Origin of the sequence: Ochrobactrum sp. SFR4 (genome assembly GCF_019730395.1) — a bacterium.
Classification (GTDB): Bacteria; Pseudomonadota; Alphaproteobacteria; order Rhizobiales; family Rhizobiaceae; genus Pseudochrobactrum.
The window spans coordinates 148334-165142 of record NZ_JAAPBB010000004.1 but is presented as its reverse complement, the minus strand read 5'-3'; the positions used below and the strand labels follow the sequence as shown (position 1 = coordinate 165142).

Annotated in this window: 11 protein-coding genes; 10 read left to right on the top strand and 1 reads right to left on the bottom strand. The window is 53.6% G+C overall.

The window, feature by feature from the left end:
- Positions 1–229: 229 nt before the first annotated feature.
- Positions 230–2302 (bottom strand): penicillin-binding protein 1C, encoded by a 2073-nt coding sequence (gene pbpC / locus HBA93_RS06670; protein WP_221722866.1) that lies wholly within the window; start codon positions 2300–2302, stop codon positions 230–232.
- A 148-nt stretch (positions 2303–2450) separates the two neighbouring features.
- Between pbpC and HBA93_RS06665 the strand changes: the two genes are divergently transcribed.
- The 10 genes from HBA93_RS06665 (at position 2451) to HBA93_RS06620 (ending at position 16790) form a co-directional block, all read left to right on the top strand.
- Entirely contained in the window at positions 2451–3350 is a 900-nt protein-coding gene (locus HBA93_RS06665) for a LysR family transcriptional regulator (RefSeq protein WP_122092489.1), read from the top strand.
- An 84-nt stretch (positions 3351–3434) separates the two neighbouring features.
- Positions 3435–3983, top strand: coding sequence for a formate dehydrogenase subunit gamma (locus tag HBA93_RS06660; protein WP_286201786.1), 549 nt, complete (start codon positions 3435–3437; stop codon positions 3981–3983).
- Positions 3980–5548: a formate dehydrogenase beta subunit gene (locus HBA93_RS06655; protein ID WP_221722765.1), complete on the top strand. Its 1569-nt coding sequence runs from the start codon at positions 3980–3982 to the stop codon at positions 5546–5548. Before HBA93_RS06660 ends, HBA93_RS06655 begins: the two co-directional genes overlap by 4 nt.
- Positions 5549–5560: 12 nt before the next feature.
- Positions 5561–8446 (top strand): formate dehydrogenase subunit alpha, encoded by a 2886-nt coding sequence (fdhF, locus tag HBA93_RS06650; protein WP_221722764.1) that lies wholly within the window; start codon positions 5561–5563, stop codon positions 8444–8446.
- A 3-nt stretch (positions 8447–8449) separates the two neighbouring features.
- Complete coding sequence (locus HBA93_RS06645; RefSeq protein WP_121993009.1) at positions 8450–8680, top strand: formate dehydrogenase subunit delta; 231 nt, start codon at positions 8450–8452, stop codon at positions 8678–8680.
- Between the two features lie 131 nt (positions 8681–8811).
- Complete coding sequence (locus HBA93_RS06640; RefSeq protein WP_221722763.1) at positions 8812–10464, top strand: OFA family MFS transporter; 1653 nt, start codon at positions 8812–8814, stop codon at positions 10462–10464.
- 315 nt (positions 10465–10779) lie between these two features.
- A complete protein-coding gene (gene pip / locus HBA93_RS06635; protein WP_221722762.1) occupies positions 10780–11733 on the top strand; it encodes a prolyl aminopeptidase in 954 nt (317 codons plus the stop codon).
- Between the two features lie 27 nt (positions 11734–11760).
- Positions 11761–13581: a S9 family peptidase gene (locus HBA93_RS06630; RefSeq protein ID WP_221722761.1), complete on the top strand. Its 1821-nt coding sequence runs from the start codon at positions 11761–11763 to the stop codon at positions 13579–13581.
- A 79-nt stretch (positions 13582–13660) separates the two neighbouring features.
- Complete coding sequence (locus tag HBA93_RS06625; protein ID WP_122010242.1) at positions 13661–15085, top strand: M20 family metallopeptidase; 1425 nt, start codon at positions 13661–13663, stop codon at positions 15083–15085.
- A gap of 85 nt (positions 15086–15170) precedes the next feature.
- Positions 15171–16790: an ABC transporter substrate-binding protein gene (locus tag HBA93_RS06620; RefSeq protein ID WP_221722760.1), complete on the top strand. Its 1620-nt coding sequence runs from the start codon at positions 15171–15173 to the stop codon at positions 16788–16790.
- The last annotated feature ends 19 nt before the right edge of the window (positions 16791–16809 follow it).

Below are 16809 nucleotides of genomic sequence, written 5' to 3'. Positions count from 1 at the left end.
GCTGTTCGATAACAAGGAAGTTTCGTCTATGAATTTAAAATTATTAGAATATTTTTGCGTAATTTTGCCAAATTACGAATAAAACTATTGCAGATAAATATATGTTTATATTTATCATTGTGCGTTTGGTAATAAGTTGCAGTCATTCGGAATCGGTTTTCATCATACAAAAACGCCCGCAATGCGAAGTGCATTACGGGCGTGGTGATATGCGGATATGAGCTTAGTTTTAATCGATGAACACACGTACGCTGGCGGCACGGCCAATGGCATCAATCACAGTTAATGTGGAATAGCCGGCACCATCCGGCTGCCACAGACCAGAACGTTTACGTGAGGCTTTGTCCAGCGGTTTACCATTGGCAAGCCAGACGAACGGAGCGCGACCGCCCTGCATTTTCAAAGCCAGCGGTGCGGTGGTGCCGTCAGGCTGGTTGGTTAGTTCAACCCGCGCACCTTCAGGCGGAAACAGGATTTGCGGCGGAGATTCACGCACGGATGCACTGACAAGCGGTGCGAGATAAGGCGTGAAACGGCGCAAAGAGACGGGCAATTCGGATTGGCTCAAACGCATAGTGCCGACGGGTGCGGGGCTAAGCGGTGTGAAGCCGACACCGGATTTGGAAAACGCTTCAAACAGAATGGGTGCAGCGGAGCCATAACCACTTAAGCCCGGAACAGCACCATTATCGGCACGGCCGACCCAGACGCCCAGTACATAACGCCCGTCAAAACCGACCGACCATGCATCGCGATAGCCATAGCTGGTGCCGGTTTTATAAGCGAGGCCGCGCTGGAGTGATCCCAGTGGCGGTTTAACGCCTGCCAGCACATCGGCCACCTGCCATGCGGCTGCGGGCTGCAGCAGCGGTTCGCCGGCGATGATATTAGTTCCGCCCTTGGCGCGATCATCTACGCCATTGGAAATGACAGAGGTTTTGCCGCGATTGGAAAGGCCGGTGTAAAGCTGCACCAGATCTTTGAGACTGATGCCAAGCCCGCCAAGGCCAATGGCCAGCCCCGGAGTTTCACCCGGAGGTAGTGTGGTTTTAATGTCTGCGCGGCGCATCCGCACCATCAGACGCGTTGCCCCGACACTGTCGAGCAGGCGGACGGACGGCACATTGAGCGAGAGCTGCAACGCCTCACGCACCGTTACATCGCCCTGATAGCTCATATCAAAATTGCGCGGGCGATAGCCGGAAAAATTGGTTGGCCGGTCTTCAATAATGGTTTCCTGCATCACCAGACCGTCTTCAAAAGCCAGTCCGAAGATGAAAGGTTTGAGTGCAGAACCCGGTGAACGCTGCACATTGGTCATATCAATCCAGCCGGAGCGGCTGGAGTCGAAATAATCCGAAGAGCCGACTTCACCGATAATATCACCGGTGATCGCATCTGCCATGACCATCGCGACGGATATTTTAGGGCCGAGGCGTTTGGCAGAATCCATTGCCACGGTTTCCAGCGCCTGCTGCACGGAGCGCTTGAGCGTCACATGATGCACATTGGCTTGGCTATCTTTGCGCAGAGCGGCTTCGCTGACATGCGGGGCAAGTGCCGGCATGGCCAAGCGGCGCTTTGGAATGGCCAGATGTGCGGCACGGTCGGCCTCATCATTGCCGATCAGAGAGACGACGGCTAAGCGGTTCAGCACCCGATCACGGGCGGCGCGGGCATTATCAGGGTAACGGTCGGGACGGCGGCGCTCCGGCAATTGCGGCAGGGCAATCAGCAAGGCTGCTTCCGAGGTCGTGAGCCTGCGCGGTTCTTTGCCGAAATAGGCAAGGCTCGCAGCACGAATGCCTTCAAGATTGCCGCCAAAGGGCGCAAGCGTCAGATAGGCATCGAGAATTTCTTCTTTCGACAGACGACGCTCAATTTGTACGGCGCGCAGCATCTGCCGGAACTTGGCGAAAAAAGAGCGCTCCGTGCGCGGTTCAATCAGACGGGCGACCTGCATCGACAGAGTGGAGCCGCCGGAAATAATGCGTCCGTGACTGGCAAGTTGTACTGCCGCACGCCCCATAGCACGCGGATCAATGCCGCTATGGTCACGGAACCTCTGATCCTCATAGGCAATCAGCATGTCTATAAATTGCGGGTCGACATCTTTATGCGTGGTAGCGAGCCGCCAATGACCGGACGGAATAGCAAAGGCACGCAGCAGATTACCGTCGCGATCCATAACTTCTTTGGATGTCTGGCTGACAACCTCCAGCGGCGGCGGAAAGGCCTTGTCGAGAATTTCCAGACTGGCCCATGTTACAGCCAAAGCAATCGCGGTGCCGCTCAGGATCATGAGCTTTTTGTGCGCTCGCGTTTTTTTACGGGGCTGGGTATCGGCCAAAATCTGTCTCCGCCTGTCGCAACAGGCTTAATTCCAGACGGCAGATTGTACCGTCCTTATAATCTTGCATATAACAGAGCAGAAAATAACGGGGAACACTATGATCGACAAGCTGGAATATTTCATTGCGCTTGCGCGGGAAAAGCACTTCGGTAAAGCGGCAGAAGATTGCGGTATCACCCAGCCGACATTATCCGCCGGTATTCGTCAGCTTGAAGATATGCTGGGGGTTATGCTGGTACAGCGCGGTTCGCGCTTTCAGGGGCTGACACCGGAAGGGCAGCGCGTTCTGGAATGGGCAAGGCGCATTGTCGGTGATGCACGCACGATGAAAGAGGAAATGCGGGCAGCGCGTTTCGGCCTTGGCGGACATATCCGTATTGCGGCAATTCCCACCGCACTGGCCATGGTTTCACAATTGACGACGCCTTTTCGCGAAAAACATCCGGATGTGACTTTTACAGTCATTTCCCGCACCTCTGTTGAAGTGCTGGCGGCTCTGGATAATTTCGATATTGATGCCGGAATCAGCTATCTGGACAATGAGCCGCTTGGAAAAGTTACCGCTGTGCCGATCTATCGTGAGAGCTATCAGTTGATTACATCGGTTGGCAGTCAGCTTTCGGAGCGTGAAAGTGTCACATGGGCAGAAGTGGGTGGCCTGCCGCTTTGTTTGCTGACAAGCGATATGCAGAACCGTCGTATTATCAATCAACATCTGGCGCAGGCTGGTGTAACCGTGCAGCCGACACTGGAATCCAATTCGATGATTGTGTTGTTTTCCCATATCCGTACAGGCAAATGGGCAAGTATCATGCCGCTCAATTTGTCCCAAATTCTGGGCTTTAGCGAGCCGATCCGCTCCATTCCGATTGTTGAACCGCAGGCCAGCCATAGTGTCGGGTTGATTGCTGCACAGCGCGAACCGCATACGCCACTGATCGCTGCGCTTTTGCATGAAGCCCGCGCTTTATCGCGCGTAATGATGCCGCTCGCTTAATAGATTTTTTCTATCAATCAACGGTTTTACCCTATTGAATTTAAACCGCAGCTTTGATCTGTTCTAAGGTGGGGAACAGAAAACATGACAATTGCGGGAGACTTTGACGGTATGTCAGGCTCAAATTCAATTTATACAAGAAAGACTGACAATGCTCAGAAACGTGCAACTCATAATGATATTGCTGCGCGTACGATAGAGATTATCAATGGATATAAGGCTGTTGAAGGCCCGCTGCTGCCTGTTCTGCACGCCATACAGGAAGAGTTTGGTTATGTACCGGCGGAAACGCTGACACTGATTGCTGAGACGCTGAACCTTTCGCGTGCGGAAGTGCATGGCGTTATGACTTTTTATCACGATTTTCGTGCATCGCCTGCCGGCCGCCATGTGATCCGCCTGTGCCGCGCCGAGGCTTGCCAGTCTATGGACGGCGACCGCGTGGCAGAGGCGGTGCAAAGGCTGCTCGGTATCGGCTGGGGTGAAACAACCGGCGACGGTAAAATCACGCTTGAGCCGGTTTATTGTCTTGGTCTGTGTGCCTGTGCGCCTGCGGCGCAAATGGATGACCGGCTGATCGGTCGCCTGAATGAAGGCAAGGCAGAACGAATGATCGCGGAGGCACGGGCATGAGTGTAACAATTTATGTGCCTTGTGATGCCGCCGCTCTGGCACTCGGTGCCGATCAGGTTGCCAATGCGATTGCCGGTGAAGCCGTAAAACGCGGTTTGGATATCAAGCTGGTGCGCAATGGCTCCCGCGGTATGGTCTGGCTGGAGCCGTTGGTTGAAGTGGCAACGGATAACGGTCGTGTGGCCTATGGTCCTGTGGATGTGTCTGATGTGGCCTCGCTGTTTGACAGCGGCCTGCTTGAGGGCAAAGAACACCCGCTATCGCTGGGGCTGACAGAAGAAATTCCGTTTCTCAAAAAACAATCCCGCCTGACTTTTGCCCGTTGCGGTGTGACCGATCCTTTGTCGCTGGATGATTACCGCGCTCATGATGGGTTGAAAGGTCTGCAAAATGCAGTCGCGATGCAGCCTGCGGATATTGTGGCTCAGGTCACGGATTCCGGTCTGCGCGGTCGTGGTGGTGCCGGCTTCCCGACCGGTATCAAATGGAAAACTGTTCACGATACCCAGAGCCCGCGTAAATATATTGTCTGTAATGCGGATGAGGGCGACAGCGGTACTTTTGCCGACCGTATGATTATGGAAGGTGATCCTTTCGTTCTCATCGAAGGGATGGCGATTGCCGGTATCGCAGTAGGTGCCACCAAAGGCTATCTCTATACGCGCTCGGAATATCCGCATGCGATTGCGATGATGGAACAGGCTGTCGAGATTGCCCGCAAAGCTGGCGTTCTCGGTGCCTCGGTGCTTGGCTCACGTTTTGCCTTTGATATGGAAGTGCGCACCGGTGCCGGTGCCTATGTCTGCGGTGAAGAAACCGCTCTGCTGGAAAGCCTTGAAGGTAAGCGCGGACTGGTGCGTGCCAAACCGCCATTGCCTGCCCATAAAGGCCTGTTCGGCAAGCCGACCGTGATCAATAACGTAATCTCGCTGGCCTCCGTTCCGGTGATTATGGACAAGGGTTCTGCCTATTACCGTGATTTTGGTATGGGGCGCTCCCGTGGTACAATTCCGTTGCAGATTGCCGGTAATGTAAAATATGGCGGGCTGTTTGAAACCGCTTTCGGTCTGACACTCGGCGAGATTGTTGATGATATCGGTGGCGGTACCGCAACCGGTCGTCCGGTTAAGGCAGTTCAGGTCGGCGGGCCACTGGGTGCTTATTTCCCGCGCGCGCTGTTTGATACGCCGTTTGATTATGAGGCCTTTGCCGCGAAAGATGGTCTGATCGGCCATGCCGGTCTGGTGGTCTTTGATGATCGGGCAGACATGCTGAAACAGGCGCGGTTCGCGATGGAATTCTGTGCCATTGAATCCTGCGGGAAATGTACCCCATGCCGCATCGGCTCGACACGCGGTGTTGAAGTGATCGACAGAATTGCAGCCGGTGTTGAGACCGATACGCAGATCGAAGTTCTGACAGATCTTTGCCAGACGATGAAGTTCGGCTCCCTTTGTGCGCTTGGCGGCTTTGCCCCTTATCCGGTGATGAGTGCTCTGACGCATTTTGAAGAGGATTTTCGTCCGCGCCCTGAAAGCCAGATTTTCGTGCAGGCAGCGGAATAGGAGTGACAGAAGATGAGCTTAATTAAAGAAATCGATTACGGCACACCTGTTTCACGTTCTGAGAAAATGGTGACCCTGACCATCGACGGCAATCAGGTGACTGTGCCGGAAGGCACCTCAATTATGCGGGCTTCGATGGAAGCCGGCATTGCCATTCCGAAGCTTTGCGCTACCGATATGGTGGATGCGTTCGGTTCCTGCCGCCTGTGTCTGGTGGAAATCGAAGGCCGCAACGGTACACCGTCTTCCTGCACCACGCCGGTGATGGAAGGACAGGTGGTGCATACCCAGACCGGTCGCCTGAAGTCTTTGCGCAAAGGCGTGATGGAGCTTTATATCTCCGATCACCCGCTGGATTGTCTGACCTGCGCTGCCAATGGCGACTGCGAATTGCAGGATATGGCCGGTGCCGTGGGCTTACGTGACGTGCGCTATGGTCAGGATGGTGCGAACCACGTATTTAAGCAAGGCCGCAATGACGGTGCGCTGAATGCGAAATGGATGCCGAAAGACGAGAGCAATCCGTATTTCACCTATGATCCTTCCAAATGTATTGTCTGCTCACGCTGCGTACGTGCCTGTGAGGAAGTGCAGGGAACTTTCGCGCTGACTATTGAAGGGCGTGGTTTCAATTCCCGCGTCTCACCAGGTATGCATGAGAGTTTTCTGGGTTCGGAATGTGTGTCCTGCGGTGCCTGTGTGCAGGCTTGTCCGACGGCAACGCTGACAGAAAAATCAGTGATCGAAATCGGTCAGCCGGAACATTCCAAAGTCACGACCTGTGCTTATTGCGGTGTCGGTTGCTCCTTTAAAGCGGAAATGCGCGGCGAAGAACTGGTGCGTATGGTGCCGTATAAAGACGGTAAGGCCAATCGCGGTCATTCCTGCGTTAAAGGCCGCTTTGCTTATGGCTACGCCCATCATAAAGACCGTATTCTCAAGCCGATGATCCGTGAGAAGATTACCGATCCTTGGCGCGAAGTGTCATGGGAAGAAGCCTATGGCCGTGTGGCCAGCGAGTTTAAACGCTTGCAGACCCAGTACGGGCGCAATTCCATCGGGGGTATTACCTCATCACGCTGCACCAATGAAGAAACCTTCCTTGTGCAGAAACTGATCCGTGCCGGTTTCGGTAATAACAATGTTGATACCTGTGCGCGTGTTTGTCACTCGCCGACCGGCTATGGTCTGAACCAGACTTTCGGCACCTCTGCGGGTACGCAGGATTTTGACAGTGTTGAACATAGCGATGTGGTGATGGTGATCGGCGCCAACCCGACCGACGGCCATCCGGTATTCGGTTCGCGCCTGCGCAAGCGTTTACGTCAGGGTGCCAAGCTGATTGTGATTGATCCGCGTCGTATTGATCTGGTGCGCTCGCCGCATATTGAGGCAGCACATCATCTGGCACTGCGTCCGGGTACCAATGTGGCAATCATGACGGCGCTGGCGCACGTGATTGTAACTGAAGGCTTGCAGGATGATGCCTTCATCCGCGAGCGTTGCGAGAATGAAGAGTTCCGCGATTGGGTGGAATTCGTCTCCCAGCCGCAATACAGCCCTAAGGCTGTGGAACTGCTGACGGGTGTTCCGGCGGAGGAAGTCCGTGGTGCAGCCCGTCTGTTTGCAACAGGCGGCAATGGTGCAATCTATTATGGTCTTGGTGTAACCGAGCATAGTCAGGGTTCCACCACCGTGATGGCGATTGCCAATCTTGCAATGGTCACCGGTAATATCGGCCGCAAGGGCGTGGGCGTGAACCCGCTGCGTGGTCAGAACAACGTGCAGGGCTCCTGTGATATGGGCTCATTCCCGCATGAACTGCCGGGCTATCGTCATATTTCCGATCCTGCAACCCGCGAGATTTATGAAAACATCTGGGGCGTAATCCTGCAGGATGAGCCGGGTCTGCGTATTCCGAATATGCTGGATGCGGCGGTGGAAGGCACCTTCAAGGGCATCTATATTCAGGGTGAGGATATTCTGCAGTCAGATCCGGATACCCGCCATGTGGCTGCCGGTCTGGAAGCCATGGAATGTGTGGTGGTGCAGGACCTGTTCCTCAATGAGACCGCCAATTTCGCCCATGTTTTCCTGCCGGGTTCGACCTTCCTTGAAAAGGACGGCACATTCACCAATGCGGAACGCCGTATCAACCGCGTGCGCAAGGTGATGACACCAACCAACGGCTATGCTGACTGGGAAGTGACGCAGAACCTTGCCCGTGCGATGGGGCTGAACTGGAACTATACGCATCCATCGCAGATCATGGACGAAATTGCCATGACCACACCGACATTTGCGGGCGTGTCCTATGAATTGCTGGAACGTGAAGGTTCCGTGCAGTGGCCGTGTAATGCCAAAGCACCACTCGGTACACCGGTAATGCATATTGACCATTTCGTGCGCGGCAAAGGCAAATTCATGCGCACGGAATATGTGGCGACTGACGAGCGTTCGGGCCCGCGTTTCCCGCTGCTGCTCACCACAGGGCGTATTCTCTCGCAATATAATGTGGGCGCACAGACCCGCCGTACCGAGAATGTGGCATGGCATGCAGAAGACCGTCTGGAAATCCATCCGCATGATGCGGAAGTGCGTGGTTTGCGGGATGGTGACTGGGTGAAAATCGCCAGCCGTGCCGGCGAAACAACCTTGCGGGCGCTGGTTACAGACCGTGTGACACCGGGTGTGGTCTATACGACCTTCCACCACCCGACCACACAGGCCAATGTGGTGACTACTGATTTTTCGGACTGGGCGACCAACTGTCCGGAATATAAGGTGACTGCGGTGCAGATCAGCGCGTCTAACGGCCCGACACAATGGCAGCAGGAATATCGTGAACATTCTGATGCCAGCCGCCTTATTGAAACAGCTTTGGATACGGTGAGCTAAGCTATGAGTGAACATACTTATCGCAGCCGTATTCCGATGATGGCATCGCAGATTGCCACATTTTTCAGTTCGCAGACGCAGATTGATCAGGCGGCAGGTGTTGCCAAACATATCAATATGTTCTGGGAACCGCGTATGCGTACGCAATTGTTCAATTTGATTGATGCAGGCGGAGAGGGGTTACATCCTCTGGTTATTGAAGCGGCACCGCTGATTAAACGTCCAAATGCATAAGAAAATGCAGCCGGATACAGTCCTGTGTCCGGCTGTTTGTTTCAGGCATAAATAAACTTCATTACGACATTGAGGGATGCTCACAGGAGATGGGCAGGCTGCGGCGCGTCCGCAGAAGGGAGGACTATGTTATGAGTGTAACAGATCAGACACTGGGTGGTTTGAGCGGGCCGGGGATACTCGACCGCGAGCGGATTATCGCCAAACCCGGATTTAACCGCTGGCTGGTGCCACCGGCGGCGCTGGCGATCCATTTATGTATCGGTATGGCTTATGGTTTCAGCGTATTCTGGTTGCCGCTCAGCCGTGCGCTGACCGGTGATGCGGCGGGTGCCTGTACCGATATGAGCCTGCTGACTGCCCTGTTTACCACCAGTTGTAACTGGCGTGTGGCTGATCTTGGCTGGATTTATACGCTGTTCTTTGTGTTGCTTGGCTGTTCTGCCGCGATCTGGGGTGGTTGGCTGGAGCGCGTGGGGCCGCGTAAAGCCGGTTTTGTGTCAGCACTTTGCTGGTGCGGCGGTATGGTGATTGCCGCGATCGGCGTGATGACCCATCAATTATGGCTGATGTGGGTTGGTGCCGGTTTCATCGGCGGTATCGGTCTTGGTCTTGGCTATATTTCACCGGTTTCAACATTGATCAAATGGTTCCCCGATCGTCGCGGTATGGCGACAGGTATGGCGATTATGGGCTTTGGCGGCGGTGCTATGATCGGTGCGCCACTGGCTGATTTGTTGATGGAACATTTCAAAACACCGGAAACAGTCGGCGTCTGGCAAACTTTTCTGGTGATGGCTGCCGGTTATTTCGTATTCATGATGGGCGGTGCCTTTGGTTATCGTATTCCGCCTGCCGGCTGGAAACCGGAAGGCTGGGTAGCACCGCAGGCTAAAAAAGCGATGATTACCAGCCGTCATGTGCATTTGCGCGATGCGCATAAGACCCCGCAATTCTGGCTGATCTGGGCAGTGCTGTGCCTGAACGTCTCTGCCGGTATCGGTGTGATCGGTATGGCATCACCAATGTTGCAGGAGATTTTCGGCGGTCGTCTGATCGGTGAGGCAGGGCTGACCTTTACAGAACTGAGTACAGAGCAGAAGGCTGCGATTGCAGCAATTGCTGCCGGTTTTACCGGACTGATCTCACTGTTTAATATTGGTGGTCGTTTCTTCTGGGCTTCTTTGTCTGACCGTCTTGGCCGTAAGGCCACTTACTTCACCTTCTTTGCTCTTGGCATTGTACTCTACACCTTACTGCCAACTGCTGCGCATATGGGTTCGGTCACATTGTTTGTGGTGATGGTCTGTATCATCCTGTCAATGTATGGCGGTGGCTTTGCGACTGTGCCTGCCTATCTGGCGGATATTTTCGGCACGCAATTTGTGGGGGCAATCCACGGACGCTTGCTGACCGCATGGGCAACGGCGGGGATCGTCGGGCCGGTTGTGGTAAACTATATTCGTGAGTTCCAGATTGCTGCCGGCGTGCCGCGCGCGCAGGTCTATGATTATACAATGTATATTCTGGCCGGTATGCTGGCATTGGGGCTGATTGCGAATTTCTTCATCAAACCGCTGGGCGATAAGTGGTTTATGTCGGATGCAGAAGTTGCCAAACTTCAGGCCGCAGTCAAAGCTGAGGCGACGGGGCCGAGCGGTTCCTTCGGCATCGGCACAGGCGGACTGGATGCCACGGCTGCTCTTGCATGGGCTGCTGTGGGTATCCCGATTATCTGGGGTGTGTGGACAACCTTCGAAAAATCTCTGATCCTGTTTCGTTAAAGAAGAAGGTTCAGTCTGATTGTAAACTCCGGCAGCAATGCCGGAGTTTTTTATTTCCCCATAAATTTCAATAGCTTTCTTCGAATGAATAGCTGTCGAAAAGAGTAGTTTTGAGGATTTTTATGCAATGATGAACAAAACTATTCCATTTTGGTATAGGTAGTCGAAAATTGCATTAGCCTTGAAAGCTGTTCGCTGCCTATAAATTTCACGTCTGAAATTAAAAAATAAATGCCGCAAAGAGGCAAATCAATTCGGACGCAAGAGTGGTGAACGGAGTGCTGTTTGTAACAAACAGTAGCAGGAGGATGGGCCGTGGCAGAACTGCGTCAGGCACGAGACAGCTTTCGTCTGAAAGTCAGCGATATTCATGAAATTGCGGTTTATGATTACGGCAATCCGGATGGCATTCCGGCTGTGTTTTTGCATGGCGGACCAGGCGCCGGTGTATCGGCCAAGCAGGTTGCCAGTTTTGATCTTGATACCTATCGCGTCATTACTTTCGATCAGCGCGGTGCCGGACAATCTACCCCTGTTGCAGAATTGCGCGAAAATACCACGCAGCATTTGATTGCAGATATTGAACGCATCCGTGAGCATTTCGGCATTGAGTGTTGGCTGGTGACCGGCGGTTCGTGGGGCTCCTGCCTGTCACTGGCCTATGGTCAGGCACATCCGGAGCGCTGCCTCGGTTTCCGCATTCACGGGATTTTTCTTGGTGACCGCGAAGACAGTGACTGGTGGTTCCACGGCTCCAGAACGATTTTTCCTGATTATTGGCAGGAGTTTGCAGAATTTGTGCCGGAGGATGAGCGCGGCGATCTTTTAAAAGCCTATTACAAGCGCCTGACCTGCGGTGATCCGGCGGTGGAACATGCAGCGGCACAGAGCCTGCGTGGTTTCTCTGCCCGCACACAAACATTGGAGCCGAGTGCCGAGCATGTCTCAACCTTGTTGCAGAGTGATGCGGCTTTGGCAGTCTCGCGCATATTCACGCATTATTGCATGAATGGCGCCTTCATGCCTGCCAATGCACTGCTGGATAATCTCGACCGTATCCGCCATTTGCCTGCAGAAATTGTGCAGGGGCGTTATGATACAGTGACCCCGATGGTGACAGCATGGAAGCTGAAAACCGCATGGCCGGAAGCCAGTTTCACCATTGTTACTTTGTCTAATCATCAGTCGACAACCGGCCCTATGGCTGGCGCTCTTGCCGATGCTTCCGAGCGTTTGGCTAAGGCCGTCAAAGCACCGGTTCACGCATAGTTTTCTTTTAAAATAACGGGCAGCTTCATGTTTGATACACTGAAATCCGATCCTTCCGCCGTTGCGATGTCCTCCTATACGGATATCCGCAAAGCCGTAAAACCGGCCATCTCACCGGATGGCGAATTGCTGGCATTTTTGAGCGATGCAAGCGGCACCGCACAGGTCTGGATCAAGCCTTTGGCCGGTGGCGAAGCGAAGCAGCTGACCAATCTGCCGGAACCTGTCGGCACGCTGTCTTTCAACCCGAAAAGCCGCGATCTGCTGATCAGCACCGATTGGGGTGGCGATGAGCGTCATCAGTTCTGGCTGATTGAAAATGCGGAAGGTGAGCCGCGTAAGCTGACCACTGACGCAACCGTGGTGCATGGCTGGGGCTGCTGGTCACCGGACGGCACGCAGATTGCCTATTCCGCCAATTACCGTGACCGCACCCACATGGATCTCTATGTGATGACGGTCGCTACAGGTGAAGCCAAATGTGTTTATCAGGGTACTGGCTGGCGCACACCGGCAGCTTTCACACCGGATGGTGTGGCGCTGGTGGTCAATGACTGTACCCGCGCTATGACGGATCAGAATTTCTGCCGTCTCGATCTGGCAAGCGGCGCTTATGAAGATATGCTGCCGCATCAGGGACGTGCTTCCTATCAGGCTGCGAAATTCCTTAAGGACGATTCCGGTATTTTGCTGATTTCTGATCAGGGGCGTGATTATTCCAGCGTGATGTTCAAAGCCCATGACAGCAATGAACTTGTTGAAATTGCTGGTTTTGAAAAACAAGATGTGGAAGCACTGGCCATTGCGCCGGATCAGCAGAGCGTGGCGCTGGTGCTGAACCGTCAGGGCTGGAGCGAGATCGTTATCATTGATCGTCAGGGCAAAGTTCAGAAATCTCTGCCAACCCCGATGCCTTGTGTAATTGCATCTGTGGCATGGACGCAGGATGGTGCGGCACTGGTGATGCCTGCGGAAGGTGCGGCAACCTCCGGTGATATATGGCGCTGTGATGTGGCAACAGGCACTTATAGTCGTCTGACCGATGCACCAAAGGCAAAAACCGCTCTGCCGGACTTTATTGAACCGACTGTTACCAGTGTTGCGAGCTTTGACGGGCTGGATGTTCCTTACTTCGTCTATCAGCCGACAGTTGCTGCGCCTGCGAGCGGCTATCCGGTGATGATCATTGTCCATGGCGGCCCTGAAGCCCAGTGGAAGCCGGATTTCCGCGCTGATATTCAATATATGCTGGCACGCGGTATCATGGTGGTTGCACCGAATATTCGCGGCAGCACCGGTTATGGCCGTCCATATCAGCATCTTGATGACCGTGAATTGCGTATGGACAGCGTGGCTGATCTTAAAGCCGTGCGTCTGGCTGTGGGCAATTGTGCGGATGTTGATGACAGCCGTATCGGCGTGTTTGGCCGCTCCTATGGCGGTTTCATGGTGCTGGCTGCACTTACCGAATATCCGGATTTGTGGAAACTCGGTGTGGAATATTACGGCATTGCCAATTTCCTGACGCTGATGGAGACCACCGGCCCGTGGCGCAAAGTGCTGCGTGAGGTGGAATATGGTGATGTGGCGACTATGAAAGATGCGCTGGAGCGTTTCTCGCCAATTCACAAAATGGCCGAAGTACAGGCGCCATTGATGGTGGTGCACGGGCTGGAAGATCCGCGCGTAACGCCATGCGAGAGCGAGATGGTTTATTCCTGCCTGCGCGGCTTGGGCAAGCCGGTGGAAATTCTGCGTATTGCGCATGAAGGCCATGGTTTTGCACGCATTGAAAACCGCCACACAGTGTTTGATGCGCTGGGACGTTTCATCGACGAAAACCTGTAAAGACAACACGGTTTCAGGCGCGGGTGGAGGCTCGCTCCTGAAACTGTATTCAAATGACATGATAATCGGGAGGAACACCATGAAGAATGGTGAGGTGATCTGGGATCTGGTTGATGCGAAAAAGCGTGAGTTCGAGGAACTCAGCGACCGCGTCTGGGGCATGCCGGAAATTGCCTATACGGAATATAAATCCTGCGCCGAGCATACTCAGATGCTGCGCGATCAGGGCTTTAAGATTACAGAAAATGTGGCCGGTATTCCGACTGCCGTGATCGGTGAGGCCGGTGAAGGCGGGCCTGTTATCGCGATCCTCGGTGAATATGATGCATTGCCGGGTCTGTCTCAGGAAGCTGGTATTGCTGAACCGCGTCCGATTCCAGGCACAGGCCATGGTCATGGCTGCGGTCATAATATGCTGGGTTCCGCAGCGCTTCTCGCAGCAACAGCTGTGAAAGACTGGCTGGAACAGAACGGTAAAAAAGGCCGTGTGCGTTATTACGGTTGCCCTGCGGAAGAGGGCGGTGCTGCCAAGGCTTTCATGGTGCGCGCCGGTGCTTTTGACGATGTGGATATTGCCATTTCATGGCATCCGGCTTCGTTCACGCAAGTGGATGATGCCCAGTCGCTTGCCAATACGCGTATGGACTTCGAATTTACCGGCCGTGCATCGCACGCTGCTGCTGCACCGCATCTCGGCCGTTCTGCTCTCGATGCGGTTGAGCTGATGAGCGTTGGCTGCAATTATCTGCGCGAGCATATTCCGGCGGATTGCCGTCTGCATTATGCCTATCTCAATGCCGGTGGTATTGCGCCGAACGTGGTGCAGGCAAAAGCCAAAGTCCGTTATGCAATCCGCGCAACCGATCTGCCGGGCATGTTCTCGCTCAATGAGCGTGTGAAAAAAGTGGCGCAGGGCGCTGCAATGATGACTGAAACCACAGTCGATATTTCGATCATGAGTGCGGTGTCTAACCTGCTCGGTAATACGCCGCTGGAAATCGCGATGCATTCCAATATGGAGCGCCTCGGTGGCGTGCCGTTTGATGATGCTGATCGTGCTTTTGCCGCAGAAATTCAGACAACTCTGTCGGCGGAAGATATTGAAACCGATTACCTGCGCGTTGGTCAGCCTTTTGCTGAAAATGCACCGCTTTGCGATTACGTGCTGCCACGTGAACAGACCGGCGCGCCGATGATTGGTTCTACCGATCTGGGCGATGTCAGCTGGGCAGTGCCGACAGTGCAGGCACGTGTTGCCACCCATGCGATCGGCTCACCTGGTCACTCATGGCAGATCACAGCACAGGGCAAAATGCCTGCCGCGCATAAAGGCATGGTTTATGCGGCTAAAGTTATGGCCGGAACCGCGCTGGATGTGATGCAGGATGAAAGCATTCTCAATGCTGCCAAAGCTGATCATCAGGCACGTATGGCGAAAACGCCTTATACCTGCCCGATCCCGCCGGAGGTTAACCCGCCATTGCAGCCGCGACCTGCTGAGTGAAATGGCAGGTTAAATAAACCGGCATGGCGGTGCATTACCGCCATGCCCTTTATCAAGACTGAATAATTATAAACAGGGGATAAAGATGAAGACCAATAAATTTTTGAACCGCAGTTCCGCATTGGCAATGATTGCCGGCACTGCTGCTCTTGCTGGTGCAACATTTGCAACGGAAGCTGCCTCACCGCCAAATGCGCTGGTGATGGCATGGAATATTGATGCGATCAGCACTTTCGATCCGGCACAGATCGGCGAAGTGGTGAGCAACGAAATTATTCAAAATACCTGCGATCCGCTGGTTGATTTTGACCCGAAAGATGAAACCAAAATTCTGCCGCGTATGGCGAAAAGCTGGGACGTATCGGAAGACGGTTTGCAGATTACTTTCCATCTGCGCGATGACCTGAAATTTGACAATGGTGACAAGGCAACTGCCGGTGATCTGGCATGGTCGATGCAACGCGTTGTTAAACTCGGTTTTGGTAATGCAGCAACACTGACGGAATATGGTTTCGTCAAAGAGAATGTTGATACTGCGATTACAGCGCCGGATGATCAGACGCTCGTCTTCAAGCTTGATAAGCCATATCCGGTTAATCTTATTCTGTCGGCTATTGCAGCAAACCGTGTTTCAATTCTGCTCAATCAAAAAGTGCTGACGGCCAATCAGATCGAAGGCGATATGGGCAATAAATATCTGGCCACCCGTACCGAATGCGTAGGCCCTTACAAGCTGATGCGCTGGAACCCTGCAGAAGTTGTACTGCTGCAAGCGAGTGATAATTACTGGGGTGAAGCACCAAAGCTGAAACAGGTTCTGATCCGTCACGTGTCGGAAGCCGGTACCCAGCGTCTGCTGCTGGAAAAAGGCGATATTGATATTGCCCGTGATCTGACACCGGAAGATCTGAAAGATCTGGAAGCACAGGATAAAGTGGCGGTTTCGCGCGCTTTGAAGCCGACCTTGTTCTATTGGAACTTCAACAATGCCGACCCGATTTTCAACAATGAAAAAGTGCGTCTCGCTATGCGCTATCTCATTGATTATGACGGTCTGGCAAAGACTGTGATGCACAATGTCGGCGTGCCGCGTGCAAGTTTTGTGCAGCTTGGTGCTTTCGGTGCGCTGGATGAAAAAGAAGGCCAGCCATTCACATTGGATGTTGATAAAGCCAAAGCGCTTCTGGCTGAAGCCGGTCATCCGGATGGTTTTGAAACCACCATGTTTATCGGTACTGCGCCTTATGCTGCGCCGATTGCCCAGAGTATTCAGGATGCCGCGGCCAAAGCCGGTGTGAAAATCAAGATCGAACGTATGGCTAATGCCCAGCTGTTCAGCCGTATCCGTGGCCGTGAATTCCAGACCTCGCTGATGGGCTGGGCGACCGGCGTGCCGGATGCGCATGGCAATGCTTCACGCCAGATTTTCAATCCGGATAACCGCATGGAAGCCAAGCAGACCATGTATCCGAGCTGGCGCGCGAGCTATTTCGATGAGGCCGTGAACAAGGAAGTGGATGCTGCCTTATTTGAAAAAGATGAAGCCAAGCGTGCCGAGCTTTATCATGCCCTGCAGAAAGAGATGATGGAAAAAGGCCCGCAGGCCTATATGTTCCAGATCTATAATGTTGCCGGTATTAACAAGGGTATCACGAATTGGGAGTGGAACGGTTTCCGCACCTATTATGATACAGCCGCTAAATAACTGACCGCGAAAGACCTGC